Raw genomic sequence first — 16,716 nt, 5'->3', positions numbered from 1 at the left:
ATTTCTTATACCTCTATTATAGCATGTAGTCACACTCACCCTATAATTACCAATTAATTATTCACATTAGGATTTCTGCACTGCAAATATGCAAATAATCCTATTTCTTTTTAAGTTATAGTTTCTTCTTTGACACTTTTGTAAATATGCGATATATTATCCTATGGGCGAACGATTTTAGTTAACCTTAAGTTTAATATTCGTATTTAGAGGTGTTAAAAATGGAAAACGTATTTGATTATGAAGATATTCAATTAATTCCCGCAAAATGTGTCGTAAATAGCAGAACAGAATGTGACACAAGCATAACATTAGGTGGTTATACATTTAAATTACCAGTTGTCCCTGCAAATATGCAGACAATTATTGATGAAAAAATCGCTTTACACTTAGCAGAGAATGGATATTTCTATATCATGCACCGTTTTGATACAGAAAAACGTTTAACTTTTGTAAAAGATATGCAAGCTCGTAAGTTAATTGCATCTATAAGTGTTGGTGTCAAAGAGGAAGAGTATCTGTTTATCCAACAATTAGCAGCCGAGAATATTACACCAGAATTTATTACAATTGATATCGCACACGGCCATTCCAATGCCGTGATCGAAATGATTCAACATATTAAAAAATATTTACCTAACAGCTTTGTGATTGCAGGGAATGTTGGAACGCCAGAAGCCGTAAGAGAATTGGAAAATGCCGGTGCTGACGCTACAAAAGTTGGAATTGGACCAGGTAAAGTATGTATTACTAAAATTAAAACTGGATTCGGAACTGGTGGCTGGCAATTAGCAGCACTACGCTGGTGTGCCAAAGCAGCAAGTAAACCAGTTATTGCTGATGGCGGTATCCGTACACATGGTGACATTGCAAAATCGATTCGATTTGGTGCATCAATGGTCATGATTGGCTCTTTATTTGCTGGACATGAAGAGTCACCAGGCGAAACAGTTGAACAAGACGGAAAGCTTTTCAAAGAGTACTTTGGATCAGCATCTGAATACCAAAAAGGTGAAAAGAAAAACGTTGAAGGTAAGAAAATGTTTGTTGAGTACAAAGGTGCACTGCAAGACACATTAAACGAAATGCAACAAGACTTGCAATCTTCTATTTCCTATTCAGGCGGAAAGAAATTAGACGCCATTCGTACCGTCGACTATGTTGTTGTGAAGAACTCCATTTTTAATGGAGATAAAGTGTATTAAAATCTGTTTTGATCGAATAAATTAGATTTTTGATCGAATTACTGAAATTATTGATCGAATTATCAAAAGTTTTGATCGAATAACGTATTTTTTTAATCTAATCATACTAAATCTTTCCCAATTAAAAAGGATTTCGCCCTCGCGAAATCCTTTTTTCTATTTCCTCTGTTTTTTAAATATCGCTAATTCATAAGATGCTACCTCTGTCTCCATTTGCAATGGGCAACTGATTGGTGTGATAGCCCCACTATGGTTACTTAATAATTTTATCCATATCCCATGTGCAGGCAACCTTATTGGCACCGTTTTATGCGTTGGATTTGCAAAAACAACTAAGTCCTCTCGTTCTCCTGCTAACATAAAACCAAAAACTGGATTAGGTGTGGAAATGATATGCAGTCGATGTTCAATTTCTTTTGTACTTCCAAGTCGAAGTAAACGATATTGTTTACGAAGCTCAAGTAGCTGGCGTATCCATTGGACGTTTTGATCTTCACTACCTCGGCGTTCCCATTCTAGTTGGTTGATCGCATCACCCGAAATGTAGCTATTTTCATCCCCATTTTTTGTACGGAAAAACTCCTGCCCAGCATGTAAAAACGGAATGCCCTGACTTAGTAATGTTAATCCTGTAGCTAATTGATGCATTTGTTTACGTTCGAGATCTGTCGCTTCTGGGTTTGATAATAATAAACGATCCCACAATGTGTGATTGTCATGACATTCTACATAATTTACAGATTGAAGCGGATCCGAAAACATCTTGTCACCAAAACGGTTTTGAGTTGAACCTGCTACTAATTGTGGCAATCGCTCGACGTAATAGCCGTTTCCATTCGCGAACCCTTTAGCATGTTGATCAAACAAATGACCTTTCAGACTGTCTCTAAACCTATCATTAAAGAAACTAACACCCGAGAGCTGATCTGATTGCGCATTTGTTGCTTTTTGTTCTGCTGGAAGTGGTGTATCTAAATCCCATCCTTCACCAAGTAAGAGAATTGGGCGATCTTCTTGTTCGCAACGATCACGAATAGCTTGCATCGTTTCTAAATCGATCACACCCATCAGATCGAAACGAAAACCATCAACATGGTATTCTGTTAACCAATAATCAACACAATCTAAGATAAACTTTCGAACCATCTTTCTTTCTGTTGCAAGATCATTTCCTGTGCCTGTTGCATCACTTACCTCACCGTTAGTACGATAACGGAAATAATAACCAGGAACTAATTTTTCAAATGCCGAATTCTCTCGTTCAAATACATGATTATATACGACATCTAAAATAACAGATAACTCTTCCTCGTGAAATGCTTTAATCATCTTCTTACATTCATTGACACGTGTAACAGGATTGTTTACATCTGTTGCATAGCTTCCCTCTGGACTAAAGAAAAATAGAGGATCATAGCCCCAATTATAGCCACTATTCGGATCTAAGTCATTTACACGAGCGTAATCTTGAACAGGTAATAACTGCACATGTGTAATACCTAATTGGCTTATATAAGATAACGCTGTTGAATAACCATCTGGACTTTTTGTATTCCTTTCCGTTAAACCAAGAAACTTCCCTTTATGCTTAACCCCGTTTGCTTTTGAAATTGTCGCATCACGGATATGGAGTTCATATATTACCGCATCTTCTCTGTTCACTTCTGGATATGTTACCGAACGATAATCAACTGGATCTGTCCTTCCTAGATCTAGCACTACCCCCTCTTCACTGTTCGGAGTCAAACTTTTAGCATATGGGTCATTAACTTTTTGCTGCTGTCCATTTACTGTTACTAAAAAATGATAACGAGCCAAATGATAATCGCCGAATACCGTAGTAGTCCATACCCCTCGTGATTCTTTTGTCATCTCATATTGTTGTCCTTCCAAGACAAGCACGAGCTTCGTTGCGGTTGGTGCCCAAACTGAAAATGACGTCTCTTCTGGTGTGTAAATACAGCCAAGTTTCTCACCGCTGGCATCATACATTTCTTCAAAAGTAGCTGTTCGTACAACCCCTCTTGGATAAATCGGCATTTCTAGACCTTGCCAGTTTATTGAGATTGAACTCTCAATTGGAGCGTTTTGTTCAAGCTTTATTGTTGCAGTATCATTATTCCATGTTAAAGATTTGACCGGTATAACTCCTTCCCCTTTTTTGATAACGGGGTCTGATGACGGTCTTGACTGTTGTCCAGTTAAATCCACCCTTACGATATTTTCTGCATCTAACCATGCTTGAATATTGCTCATTTATTTTCCCACCTCTAAAAAAATACTTTCTACTGTTAATATCCTATTATAAAAAAAGCAAACGTGTACTTATTAATTACAGCAATATTATTGATCATTAATCGATTATTGAAACAGAGAAATGCTCAGAAGTTTTAAGTTCTGAGCATTTTCTATAGCTTTCTTGCTAGCAGCATTATTTTTCCTTTTCAGCTAACAACTTATCTAGTTTCGCTTCGACTCTTTCTAGTCGTTTTCCTTTTTTCTTAGAAGTACTAAAAAGTAATACAATCCCTACAATTACAGCTATAATAAATAAAAAAGAAAACAATGTAAAGAGAATATCTCCCCAATGTAAACCGCCTGCAGATGCTGCTAAAATCATACTCATTCTCCTTAATTTAGATTATTTTTGCTCTTCTTGTGCGATCCTGGTTCTTTTATTCTAATACTTATACGGATACTTTTAGGAAAACGTTCCATCTATTATTCAATTAACTTTCCTTGCGTGCACAAACCTACTAACCCTATAAAACCCTGCGACGATAATAGAGTTAACACTAAATCCCACCACCAATTCCGCCTGGTGGTCCGTTTCTTCTAGATTTATTTTTTTCAATTTCTCTTTCAACTTCTTTCTCTTGCTCTGTTTTTTCACGGTATGGTGTATGGAATTTCTTTTTTTGTTTTCGTTTATCACGAAAAATCATCAGAGCTATAAACAACACTAAAAATAAGCCCCACAAAATATTTAAAAGCAATACAAGCCCTCCTCCACCATATTTTTTCTAATAATACCCATTTATCTCATAAAGTGAACCTTCAATCAGTCGGGGTGTTAGCGTCTGTTTACTCCCACTTAAACAACTTTGACTTTTCTCGATCTTTTGAAATGGGAGTTTTACGGACGATTACACCGGGATAACTTAAATACGATTTACAGTGCAAATAGTTTCAATTGTTACTCTATATTCCAAGAGCGAACCTGTTACTTCAGATACGGTCATATTAGTAAAATTAACTACTCAATTAGCAGTTGTAATAACGTTTTGATTTGGTTCTATACTTGGATTACAAAACACACAATCTTTCATAATAAATTCCTTTCATCCTAAAAGCCTCTTATTTAAAGATTGATTTTAATTCATCGGGAATAATTGTAACATCTTGTATTTCATACTTTGCATCTGTTGTTAAGTTAAGTAATACCATTTCACCGTTTTCAAATTCTAATAGTTCATAGGTGTTAAAACTTGTACCAGCGCTCATGACTTCATTTACTTTATTTAATGTTTCGTCACTGATATGTTCTTGTCTGCCTTCGGCTATCAGTGTTTTAGCGCGTTCATAATTTCCAACTCGAACTGCTTCTTTAAAAGATAGTCCAACATCAACAGGGCCTTCTTGTGTTGTCTCATTATAAAAAAGAAAGCCCAATACAACATTTAATAAAACAGATAATGCAATGATAATATTTTTGATTTTCATACGTTACCTTCCCCTCCTGTTTTTTGCTCGTAGTCCAACCACAATTATTTGTTCATTAAGTTCAGCAATCCTTAGCACAAATAACTATTAATTTTTTCTTTTCTTCTCTATAAAAGTATAGATAAATGTAATTGTTGCACCTGCTACAATACCTGTAGAAGCTAAATACGAAAAACCCAATATCGGTCCTGGCCCGTTTTCTGGACGGATAATATTTACTTCTACCAGTAGCGATAATATTACAATGATATAGCCAAACCACTGCATCGCTTTAACATCGTTCATCCTTTGTTCTTGACTCATTTTATCCCCCTTAATCGTTACTTGTTATTTCATTAAACCAACGTTACTGAATATCAGCTATAAAATATAACACTACTACCACTGGTTATGATTCTTATACTCTAACCATTTATCTATCTCTTCTTTTAAAAACCTTACCTGACCTTGAATTTCTAAATATGGCAGAAATCGATAAGTGTCATAGCTAGTTAATTTCGATTTTTCAATGCCATCTATCTTTATAATGTATTCGATTGATTGTTCGTTTATCTGAAGATATTCGGAGAGTTGCGTTGTAGTCATTACTTCAGGTGTTGAATCTGTTGACGTTTCTAAACTATTGATATCACTCATTGCTCCAGAAATACTATTACTAAAAATAAAAGCGGATATTACCAATGCTACTCCCAATATGACTGCACTAATTAAATAAGTTATCTGCTTCATGTTTTAACCTCCCAAAAAATAATCTTTTAAACAATTCTGTTAGTTTATTTTAGCATAAATATCCATTAAATTAGCATGCAATTCCAATTCTTATTAAGTTTACAAATTCGTCGTTTTTATCTTTTTGTTAAAGGGTATCGGTGTTATATAACATTATTCTAGATTATGGAGATAGCAGTTGATGATTAACGAATCAAACAACCCATAATCAGCAAAGGAGGTTTTTCCATGTCGATCCCCGTTTCTGATTCAGATGTGTTTTTATTTCATGAAGGGACGAACTATCAAAGTTATCAATTACTCGGTTGCCATCAGAAAACATACAACAATAAAAAGGGGCTTCGCTTCATTGTCTGGGCACCTCATGCTAAGGCTGTTGAATTAGCTGGTGATTTTAATGACTGGACTGGTAGTAACTATCCCTTAGAAAAAATCAATCAAGCTGGGCTTTGGGGTGGCTTTTTTACTGATATTAAGCCTGATTCTCGCTATAAATACCGAATCACTCCGCAACATGGTTCCGTTATTTTAAAAGCAGATCCATATGCATGGACTGCTGAAGTTCGACCTAACACAGCATCTTTAACACCTTCTGAAGAGAGTTATCGTTGGGGTGATACCAAATGGGAAGAAAAAAAGAAAACAAATAATCCATACAGTGAACCTATTAACATTTACGAAATGCATGCTGGGTCATGGAGAAAAAAAGAAGATGGCAGTTTGTATTCATACAATGAATTAGCAGATCTTTTGATTCCTTACATAAAAGATCTTGGTTACACCCATATTGAATTACTTCCATTGGCCGAGCATCCATTTGATTTATCATGGGGCTATCAAATTACGGGGTACTATGCAGTAACAAGCAGATACGGGAGCCCGAATGATTTCAAATATTTTGTGGATCAATGTCATCAAAATGATATTGGCGTGATTATGGATTGGGTTCCAGGTCACTTTTGCAAAGACGCTCACGGCTTACGACAATTTGATGGGGAGCCATTATTTGAATATCAAGATCCAAGAAAAGCAGAAAAAAAATCATGGGGTACACTCACCTTTGACTTTGGTCGACCAGAGGTACAGAGTTTCCTAATATCAAATGCGATATTTTGGTTAGAAGAATACCATATTGATGGGATTCGAGCTGACGCAGTAGCTAGTATGCTATTTCTAAATTTTGATAAGCAAGATGATGAAGAGCCAATTAAAAATGGATATGGTGGCGAGGAAAACTTAGAAGCGTACGCCTTCATTCAAAAATTAAATGAAGTTGTGTTCCGCTACTTTCCAACTGCATTAATGATGGCTGAAGATAGCTCTGACCTTCCAGGTATTAGTAAACCGACTTATCTTGGAGGGCTAGGATTTAACTTCAAATGGGACATGGGTTGGATGAACGACACGCTCAAATATATGGAGTATGACCCAGTATATCGAAAATGGCACCACAACCTGCTGACATTTTCTTTTATGTATATGTATTCCGAAAATTTCGTTCTACCACTTTCTCATGATGAAGTCGTCCATGGAAAAAAATCGCTTTTAAACAAAATGCCTGGTGATCAGTGGCAACAATTTGCTAATTTACGCCTATTATATGGCTTTATGATGGCACACCCAGGAAAAAAACTATTGTTCATGGGGGGTGAATTTGGCCAATATATCGAGTGGCGCGATCAACATGAACTTGATTGGTTATTATTTGATTATCCAATACACGCCAAGTTGTTTGACTATGTTAAAGATTTAAATCACTTTTATCGCGAGCATCCATCTCTTTACAAGTTGGATCACGACTCAGCTGGCTTCACGTGGATTGATGCGGGGAATGTTGAACAAAGTATTATAGCATTTCAACGACAGAGTAACGATGCTTCTCAAAATTTACTTATCATATGCAATTTTACACCTACTGTTACTTACGATTATAAAATTGGTGTTACAAAACCTGGATACTATCAAGAGGTATTTAATTCTGATTCAGAACGTTATGGAGGATCAGGTCAATGTAATACTGCATTGCATAGCAGTTTTCCAGAAGCTTGGCATGGTCAGGAACAGCATATTAAGGTAAAAGTTCCGCCATTAGGGATTAGTATATTCCAACAACATATACCCTTATCTGAGGAGGATACATGATGAAAAAAGAATGTGTAACCATGTTATTAGCAGGCGGAAAAGGGACACGGCTGCAAGACTTAACGAAAGATTTAGCAAAACCAGCAGTTCCATTTGGAGGTAAATATAGAATTATTGACTTTGCCTTGAGTAATTGCGCGAACTCCCATATGCACACAGTTGGCGTATTAACGCAATACTCCCCCCTTGAGCTACACCAACATATCGGTGTAGGAAAACCATGGGATTTAGACCGTATGCATCACGGATTAACCGCACTTGCACCTTTTACCAAGGATAGTGGTGGCAGTTGGTACAATGGGACCGCAGATGCTATTACGAAGAATATCGACTATGTTGAAAGATATGACCCAGAATACGTACTCGTTATCTCTGGGGATCACATCTACCATATGGATTATGACAAAATGTTGCAACAACATAAGGAAACGGGAGCAGATGTCACAATCTCAGTCCTTGAAGTGCCTTGGGAAGACACATCAAGGTTTGGCATTCTCAACACGGCAGAAGATCTCAGAATCTATGATTTTGAAGAAAAGCCAACCAATGCAACTAGTAATCTAGCTTCAATGGGAATCTATATTTTCAACTGGAAATTATTAAAGAAATATCTTCTGGATGACGCGCAGCAAACAGACTCAGAACATGACTTCGGTAAAAACATCATACCCTCAATGCTAAGGGACCAACACAACCTTTTTGCCTATCGTTTTGAAGGCTATTGGAAAGATGTTGGTACGATCCAAAGTTATTGGGAAGCACATATGGATTTGTTTGATAAAGATTTAGAAAAATTAGTAAGCAATAAAGATTGGAGAGTCTATTCACATGATTCTCAATTTCCACCACAACTTATTGAAGACAATGCTGTTATTGATCAAGCATTAATAAATAACGGTTGTATTGTCTCAGGGACAGTAACTAAATCGATTTTATCTGAAAATGTCCATATCGCAGAAGGTGCGACTGTTAACCAGTCTATAATCTTCTCTGGGGCTCGAATAGGGGAAAATGTCCACCTTGAACGGGTTATTGTCCAGGAAGGTGTTGTCATTCCACCTAACAATACGGTGATTTCAGATCCAAACGAAGAACCAATTATACTATCAGATGAAAATATAAAAACAATCCATAACTAAGAATCTAACAATCTTTAAAAAAGCTAGTAATGCCGGAGGTGCTATACATGAAAACAATGATGGGGTTAATTAATCTGGAGCCCGAATTAGATCTTTATGAAGAATTAACGTACTTTCGTAGCGGAGCTTCACTTCCGTTTGCTGGACGTTATCGTCTAATCGATTTCACTTTATCAAATATGGTTCATTCAAGTATTCAAGAAGTTGCTATATTTGCACAAAACAAATACCGCTCTTTAATGGACCACGTTGGATCTGGAGCAGCTTGGGACTTAGACAGACGACATGGCGGGGTATTTATTCTCCCACCAGATTGGAATGATCCGACTGATATTTCAAAAGGTGATTTGAGGCATTTCCATAATAATATTGATTACTTCACAAGAGGAAAATCAGAGTATGTATTAATTAGTGGTAGTCAGTTTATTGCGAATACTTCTTACGATGACTTTTTTAAACATCATCTTGATCAGGAAGCAGATGTAACATTATTAACAACATCCTATGAAACCCTACTACCAGAACATGAAAAATTTATTAAAGTGGACACAGACAGTGATGGGTGGGTTACTAGCTTGTCTCATGACAAAAAGAAGCAGCGCCTTTTCACTGGGGTATATGTACTGCATAGAGACCTGCTACTCGAACTCGTTCAAGAATGTATTGCACATTATAAAAGTAATTTGTTTATGGACGGTATTATGGCTAACCTTGATCAACTAAAGGTACAAGCATATCACTATGATGGCTATAGCGCAGTAGTAAACTCAGTTGATAGTTATTATAGACAAAATATGAAACTACTTGAAACAGAAAATTACAAGAAATTATTTTTATCAGGAAATGATATTTTAACTAAGATAGGAAATCAGGCTCCCACTATCTATCACAGCGGAGCAAACTCAACTAATTCCTTAATTGCAACAGGGTGTGAGATTAATGGTGAAATCAATAATAGTATCATATTTCGAGACGTAAAAGTTGCTGAAGACGCTGTTATCAACAATTCCATTATTATGCAACATAGTACCGTTGAATCTGGTGTCCATTTAGATAACGTTATTGTTGATAAGGATGTCATCATTACCAAAGACCAAGCACTACAAGGTGCAAACGGACAACCCTTCGTTATACCTAAGAGAAAGACTATTTAAGTAGTTATTAAGAAAAGGCCACATTGTTTTATAGATAGACTCTTTCCGTAAATATTGTTGTTCATAAATATTCAGACTTTTAAATTGTGTCATAAGCAACAATCTTTTAGAAAATGGCTATAGATAAGATTTTTTTAATACGAAGCAGAGGAGTAATTATTATGCAGAATAATATATTATTTGTTGCATCGGAGTGTACACCATTTGTTAAAACAGGAGGATTAGCAGATGTAGTTGGCTCCCTACCACAAGTTCTTAATCAACATGAAAATACCGAAGTCAGGGTTGTGCTTCCACTTTACGAAGAGATCATTGAAAAATGGCATGAAGAATTAGAACAAGTCACTTCATTTGTTGTTCCTGTTGGCTGGCGGAACCAAGAAGCAATTCTTTATCAACTTTCCTATCATGGTGTTGTTTATTATTTTATTGGCAATGATTACTACTTCAGCCGAAAAGGAACGTATGGGTACTATGATGATGGAGAACGATTCGTTTTCTTCTCCCGTGCTGTGATTGATGCGCTATCGCTATTAGATTTTAAACCAAATATTCTACATGCACATGATTGGCAAGCTGGCTTATCAGTAGCACTTGCAAATATATTACAACCGATCGAAGCCTTAAAAACCATTTTCACGATTCACAACATCAAGTACCAAGGAATCATGCCACTCGACGCTTTTCATGAACTATTGAATCTGCCTAATGATCACATCGGTGGTATGGAGTGGAATGGGTTAATTAATTGTATGAAAGCTGGACTTTACCATGCTGACAAAATCACAACCGTAAGCCCTAGCTATGCAGATGAAATTAAAACAACTTATTTTGGCGAAGGACTTTACCCGATTTTAAACGAGCGTCATGAGGATCTTGTTGGGATTATAAACGGGATTGATACAGATGAGTATAATCCAAAGACGGACCAACATATTGCTTTTAATTACAGCCATTCACGCAAAAAGAAAAAGGAAAATAAAGAAGATCTTCAGGAAAAATTGGGACTTCCGATAGATGGAGAAAAACCTTTATATGTCATGATCACAAGACTAGTAGAACAAAAAGGACTTCATTTGGTGCAGGCGATTATCGATGAATTTTTACAAGAAGATGTTCAATTTGTTTTATTAGGAACTGGCGATTATGAATTTGAGGATTATTTTTATCATGCAGCTGAACGAAATAAAGATAAATTGGTGGCTTATTTAGGTTTCGACGAAGCAATAGCAAGACAACTCTATGCTGCTAGTGACTTCTTTGTTATGCCATCATTGTTTGAACCATGTGGTCTATCACAGCTCATCGCGCTTCAATATAAAGCTGTTCCAATCGTGAGAGAAACTGGTGGGCTTAAAGATACGATAACACCTTATGATGAAAAAACTGGTACTGGAAATGGATTTAGTTTTACCAATTATAATGCGCATGAATTATTACACGTATTACGCTATGCGTTAAATATCTACCATGAGCCTGATCACTGGGCAACTTTACAAAAAAATATCATCAAGAGTCACTTCAGCTGGGAGGATTCAAGCTTAGAATATATTGATTTTTATCAAAACATATTATCTACTGAAGAAAAAACACAAGATTAATGAATGAGCAACCATTTAAATAGAAATACTTGTCCAAAGGGGGATTTCAACAATGACTAAACCAACTGTCAATCAGTTTGTCCAAATGATCAAAGATAAGACCGAAGAATTGTATGGAATGGGAACGGATGAGGTAACGAATAACGACCTGTATTATGTTGTTTGCGAAATTGTCAATGAAGAAATCAATCAAGACTGGGCTAAAACTGAAAAAACATATAAACAAGAACAACCAAAGCAAGTTTATTATTTATCGATGGAATTTCTCATCGGTCGTTTACTTGAAAGTAACTTATTAAATTTGGGGATGAGAGAAGTATGCAATGACGCACTTAAGCAACTTAACTTATCACCAGAGGATATCTACAAGGAAGAAAACGATCCTGGATTAGGTAATGGTGGGTTAGGAAGATTAGCTGCGTGCTTTCTCGATTCAATCGCCACATTAAATTATCCAGGTCATGGGTTTGGTATTCGCTATCAATACGGTATGTTTGAGCAACGATTTATTAATGGATATCAAACCGAACTCCCTGACTATTGGTTAAAAGAAGCCTATCCTTGGGAAAGAAGAAAAGTAGACGAAGCAGTTGAATTACAGTTTGGTGGATCTGTTCATATGTTAGAGCGTAACAATGGTTCATTGGAATTTAGATATGAAGATACTGACAAAGTATTAGCGGTGCCATATGACGTACCAATTGTTGGGTACAATAATGAAATTGTTAACACCTTACGTTTATGGAATGCAGAGCCTGTTACTTCCATTGATCCAACTACCGATGAACAATCTTACTTTAAACAGTTAAAAAATAATCATGAGATCGAGCAAATATCTAGCATGCTCTACCCAGATGATTCAAATGACGAAGGTAAAAGACTGCGAATCAAACAACAATATTTTCTTGTTGCATCAAGTCTAAGAACGATTTTAACTAATTATAAAAAAGAGACACAGCAGTCATTGATCCACCTTCCTGAAAAGGTCGTTATCCAAATCAATGATACACATCCAAGTTTAGCTATACCTGAACTAATGCGGATTTTAATGGATGAAGAAGATTTTGGTTGGGACGCAGCTTGGGAGATTACAACCAACGTTTTTGCATATACCAATCACACTATACTGTACGAAGCATTAGAAAAATGGCCAGTGAAAATGATTCAAAATCTGTTGCCACGCCTATACATGATTATAGATGAAATTAATGAAAGATTCTGCCAGAGTATTTGGTTCGACCATCCGGAATTGCGAGATAAAATAGCAGAAATGGCTGTCATTGCAGACGATCAAATTCATATGGCTCATCTTTCCATTGTAGGTAGCTTTAGTGTCAACGGTGTCGCAAAATTGCACACTGATATATTAAAAAATCAGGAAATGAGTAATTTTTATAACCTATTCCCAGATCGCTTTAACAACAAAACAAATGGAATTACCCATAGACGTTGGTTATTATTATCCAATCCGAGGTTAGCTGAAGTAATTTCTGAGACCATCGGTGAGCATTGGATTGAACGACCACGTGAGTTAAACAACCTGCTTCGCCATACGAAGGACAGTGCTTTACTGGATAAACTAAAAGAAGTAAAAAAGAAAAACAAGCAAGATTTAGCAGAATATATCCATAAAACAACTGGTATTTTGGTTGATGAGAACTCGATTTTCGATGTACAAATCAAACGACTACACGAATATAAACGCCAGTTACTCAATATTTTTCATGTTATCTATCTGTATAATCAATTAAAGGATAATCCCAACTTAGATATTACACCACGAACGTTTATTTTTGGCGCAAAAGCAGCACCAAGCTACTATGTTGCAAAAGAAGTAATTAAATTAATTAATACTGTCGCATCCGTTGTAAATAATGATGCAACGATCCAAGGGAAAATTAAAGTTGTTTTCCTTGAAAACTATAACACCAGTTTAGCAGAAAAGATCATCCCAGCAGCTGATGTGAGTGAACAAATCTCAACTGCAGGTAAAGAAGCCTCTGGTACTGGGAATATGAAAATGATGATGAACGGTGCATTGACTCTTGGTACATTAGATGGGGCAAACATTGAAATTAAAGACCAAGTTGGTGATTCTAATATTTTCATATTTGGCTTAAATGCAGAGGAAATAAATGAATACTATCAAAATGGTTCATACAATCCAAATGAAATTTATCAAAACGATGAACGCGTCACTCAGATCATGGATCAACTACGAGACGGCGCGTTTGGTCATGACGTCGAGTTCACAGATATTTATTATCACCTGCTATCGACAAATGACCCTTACTTCGTTTTAAAGGATTTTGACAGTTATGTAGAAGCGCAGCAATTAGTTGATCTTCATTATCGAGACCAAGATAAATGGTTATCTAAAAGTCTGATTAATATTGCACATTCTGGAAAATTCTCAAGTGATCGCACGATCCGAGAGTATGCTACTGGAATCTGGAATTTACAGAAGCAATTATAGCTGTCTATTTGTAGACGTTAGAAGTGTTTTGATCGAATCATTCCATTTTAAAAAGGATTTCGCACCCGCGAAATCCTTTTTGTTTTACGCTCTTTTCGCAAATATCGTAGTATCAATATACGGACTTGAGATAAACTCTGGCGCAATTAGTAATGTAAGATTATGATACCGCTCCTCAAATAAAATTACCACCGATATTTCCGCCAACTTTACCTGCATCTTTTGCTTTAATCTCTCCATTATACCCTTTGTTTAATGTGACACCTTGCTCTTTAGCGATCTCATATTTTGCTTCTTGTTCATTGTTCACGCGTGAAACCTTAGCTTTTAACTCATTCAAACCTTTTCTTGCTTCTGGTACGAGTATCTTATTTCTTCTTGCCATACATCCATCTCCTCTAATGTTGAAAAATAAAATTGTCTATCCAACATTAGAATTAGTATTCCATGAACACTCCCGCCACTTAATTTTCTGACGAAAATTTGAAGTGGGGGTTTCTTGTCAAAACCTTCAGGTTCCTTCTAAGTAGTTCGAGGTTTGCTCAAATCTACACGCACATTAGTGCGGAAGAATACGCATAAGGGTACAGCAAGCAACACGCACCGTAGGCGCGAGGGTCGTGACAGACCATCTACTACTTCTTGCCGTTAGGCAATACGTAGATACGTTATGTTTTCGATATCGATTTTAAGGTCTCGAATATCTTTATAGATATACTTCGAAAGGATATTCCGAGCCCCGTGAATATCTCGGTGACATTCATAACCACATTTACATTTATAATTTCTAGAAGAAACTTTCTTTTTCTTCCCGCAAACGGGACACGTTTGCGATGTGTAGGATTCTTCCTGTTTGTTAATAGACATGCCTTCGGCATGCAATTTATATTCTAGATATTTGTAGATTTGACCAAACTGCCATTGAGCAGTTTTTTGGTTTGTCTTACGACTTCTGCGTTTCTTTTTATTTTTCTTTCGCTTTGATGTATTTCGTTGAACACCTTCAACATCATCGATAGCGACCTCTTTGATCTCGTTTTCTTTACACCATTCCACGAATTGGCGTGTGGTTTTATGCAGTGCATCTTTCAGTTGTCTTTCGGACTTTGATAGGATGTAGCGCTTTGCTCGATTGTATTTTTTCCATTTCTTCGAGCCTTTTTTGCATTTGGACATCTTCTTTTGAAGTTCACCCAACTTCTTATTGCGCAGTCGCTTAATGGAACGAACCTTTCGCCCCGTAATAATGGTTGCTTGCCCATTTTCTGCGAAAGCAGAAATGGAGTGGATCTCTCCTGGATCAATCGCGACGCGATTGGTGTTAGTGTTTTCTTTTTCTTCTTTTCCATCGTCATAAGACATACTTAGCCAGAGACCGTTATCATAAGAGAGCTCAATCTCTTTGATCTTCCCTTCGGGAAGGTTATCAGGTTTAACCCATACGATAATAGGTTTTCTTCCGCGGCCTAGACTTAATTCAATTTTTCCATTTTCATAGATTTTGTAGCCAAGGTCCACCCATTTTGTATTGAAGTGTTTTTTCTTCTTATAAGGATATTTGGTATCTTTAAACCCTTTGTCTCGAGCTTTCTTTGTAGCATCTCGAGAGAAGAGATACTTATGGCATACTGCTTGTATCGATTGAGAATGGATCGGATAATTTCCTTTGGTTTCCGCCTGCAACTGTGTTTTGTTAACCCATTTTCCGTGCGAGACATAATAAAATTTTGCGATTTCTAGTACATCATTCCAAATCTCTCCAGAGATTCGATTGCATTCGAATAATCGATCGATATTATATTTCGTAGCAAAAAACTTTGTTTTATGCGCTCGGATCATCATTTTCACCTCCTAGAACAAGAATATACGTTCTTAATAAATTATAACAAACTATCTAATTTTATCCAATATTCATCTTTTTCTAATCGGAAAAGAAATAAAAAAGAGCGATTCATCCCCCACCTTACACTCCGTAGGAGGTGGAGGAATTCTCGCCTAAGATCGTTAAAAGATGATTTTTACTAAAAGCACTACTCTTGCTCTGGCAAATTGGATGTAACATACGTGGAAGCCAACAAATCATGAATCGATCGCTTATCATCTCTCGTATGCACCAAGTAGATGCTGATGATCGTTAATTTACCATCTGATACATGGCTTATTCTTATACCAATTAATCGCTTGCCAATTGTATACCCATCCCAAAGCACTGGTAATATGATTGCATAGAATAATGAAAGAATAACACCCATGACTATAATTGGCTGATCTATTATAAAAAAATGAATTAAAATTACAATAGTAAAAGTGATTATTATGTCAATAAAAGTTGCAAACGCTCGCTCTGGTATACCCACCGGACGACTTTTAAGAATGTTCATAAAACCCTCCTCCAATCACATTTCTAATTCAATCCTAATTCTACACGTTCATTTAGGACTTGATTAAATTCAGCAATACTTATGTTTTAGCTTCCTGACCTGATTCTTCTGAATACAGACCTTACTATCATATTAACATAAATATCCATTAAAACTTGTTAAAAAA

Annotated in this window: 15 protein-coding genes; 6 read left to right on the top strand and 9 right to left on the bottom strand. The window is 36.3% G+C overall.

Annotation, left to right across the window (positions count from 1 at the left end; all coding sequences use genetic code 11):
* Positions 1-221: 221 nt before the first annotated feature.
* Entirely contained in the window at positions 222-1,205 is a 984-nt protein-coding gene (guaC, locus tag D2K40_RS02490) for a GMP reductase (RefSeq protein ID WP_117152664.1), read from the top strand.
* A 156-nt stretch (positions 1,206-1,361) separates the two neighbouring features.
* On the opposite strand, the gene pulA is transcribed toward guaC, so the two are convergent.
* The 6 genes from pulA to D2K40_RS02460 all read right to left on the bottom strand — a co-directional run bounded on the left by pulA (position 1,362) and on the right by D2K40_RS02460 (position 5,657).
* Positions 1,362-3,461, bottom strand: a complete 2,100-nt coding sequence (pulA, locus tag D2K40_RS02485) for a type I pullulanase (RefSeq protein ID WP_117152662.1) — start codon at positions 3,459-3,461, stop codon at positions 1,362-1,364.
* A 175-nt stretch (positions 3,462-3,636) separates the two neighbouring features.
* The gene (locus D2K40_RS02480; protein WP_117152660.1) at positions 3,637-3,825 is read right to left on the bottom strand and encodes a hypothetical protein; all 189 of its coding nucleotides are present in this window, start codon (positions 3,823-3,825) and stop codon (positions 3,637-3,639) included.
* Between the two features lie 175 nt (positions 3,826-4,000).
* Positions 4,001-4,201 (bottom strand): hypothetical protein, encoded by a 201-nt coding sequence (locus D2K40_RS02475; protein ID WP_117152658.1) that lies wholly within the window; start codon positions 4,199-4,201, stop codon positions 4,001-4,003.
* Between the two features lie 361 nt (positions 4,202-4,562).
* Entirely contained in the window at positions 4,563-4,928 is a 366-nt protein-coding gene (locus tag D2K40_RS02470; RefSeq protein WP_117152656.1) for a hypothetical protein, read from the bottom strand.
* Between the two features lie 87 nt (positions 4,929-5,015).
* Complete coding sequence (locus D2K40_RS02465; RefSeq protein ID WP_117152654.1) at positions 5,016-5,231, bottom strand: hypothetical protein; 216 nt, start codon at positions 5,229-5,231, stop codon at positions 5,016-5,018.
* A 75-nt stretch (positions 5,232-5,306) separates the two neighbouring features.
* On the bottom strand, positions 5,307-5,657 hold the full coding sequence (locus tag D2K40_RS02460) for a MerR family transcriptional regulator (RefSeq protein WP_117152651.1): 351 nt from the start codon (positions 5,655-5,657) through the stop codon (positions 5,307-5,309).
* Positions 5,658-5,885: 228 nt separating this feature from the next.
* Between D2K40_RS02460 and glgB the strand changes: the two genes are divergently transcribed.
* The 5 genes from glgB (at position 5,886) to D2K40_RS02435 (ending at position 14,169) form a co-directional block, all read left to right on the top strand.
* Positions 5,886-7,799: a 1,4-alpha-glucan branching protein GlgB gene (gene glgB / locus D2K40_RS02455; RefSeq protein ID WP_117152649.1), complete on the top strand. Its 1,914-nt coding sequence runs from the start codon at positions 5,886-5,888 to the stop codon at positions 7,797-7,799.
* Entirely contained in the window at positions 7,799-8,938 is a 1,140-nt protein-coding gene (locus D2K40_RS02450; protein ID WP_117152647.1) for a glucose-1-phosphate adenylyltransferase, read from the top strand. Before glgB ends, D2K40_RS02450 begins: the two co-directional genes overlap by 1 nt.
* 47 nt (positions 8,939-8,985) lie before the next feature.
* On the top strand, positions 8,986-10,092 hold the full coding sequence (gene glgD, locus D2K40_RS02445) for a glucose-1-phosphate adenylyltransferase subunit GlgD (RefSeq protein ID WP_117152645.1): 1,107 nt from the start codon (positions 8,986-8,988) through the stop codon (positions 10,090-10,092).
* A 161-nt stretch (positions 10,093-10,253) separates the two neighbouring features.
* Positions 10,254-11,693, top strand: coding sequence for a glycogen synthase GlgA (glgA, locus tag D2K40_RS02440; protein WP_117152643.1), 1,440 nt, complete (start codon positions 10,254-10,256; stop codon positions 11,691-11,693).
* Between the two features lie 52 nt (positions 11,694-11,745).
* On the top strand, positions 11,746-14,169 hold the full coding sequence (locus D2K40_RS02435; protein ID WP_117152641.1) for a glycogen/starch/alpha-glucan phosphorylase: 2,424 nt from the start codon (positions 11,746-11,748) through the stop codon (positions 14,167-14,169).
* Between the two features lie 175 nt (positions 14,170-14,344).
* On the opposite strand, the gene D2K40_RS02430 is transcribed toward D2K40_RS02435, so the two are convergent.
* The 3 genes from D2K40_RS02430 to D2K40_RS02420 form a co-directional block, all read right to left on the bottom strand.
* Positions 14,345-14,554, bottom strand: coding sequence for an alpha/beta-type small acid-soluble spore protein (locus D2K40_RS02430; RefSeq protein WP_117152639.1), 210 nt, complete (start codon positions 14,552-14,554; stop codon positions 14,345-14,347).
* A gap of 263 nt (positions 14,555-14,817) precedes the next feature.
* The gene (locus tag D2K40_RS02425) at positions 14,818-16,011 is read right to left on the bottom strand and encodes an RNA-guided endonuclease InsQ/TnpB family protein (protein ID WP_229666578.1); all 1,194 of its coding nucleotides are present in this window, start codon (positions 16,009-16,011) and stop codon (positions 14,818-14,820) included.
* Between the two features lie 188 nt (positions 16,012-16,199).
* Positions 16,200-16,550, bottom strand: a complete 351-nt coding sequence (locus tag D2K40_RS02420; protein WP_117152635.1) for an RDD family protein — start codon at positions 16,548-16,550, stop codon at positions 16,200-16,202.
* Positions 16,551-16,716: the final 166 nt, after the last annotated feature.

Origin of the sequence: Paraliobacillus quinghaiensis (assembly GCF_003426025.1) — a bacterium.
Lineage (GTDB): Bacteria > Bacillota > Bacilli > Bacillales > Amphibacillaceae > Paraliobacillus_A > Paraliobacillus_A quinghaiensis.
This window is presented reverse-complemented; position numbering and strand designations above follow the sequence as displayed.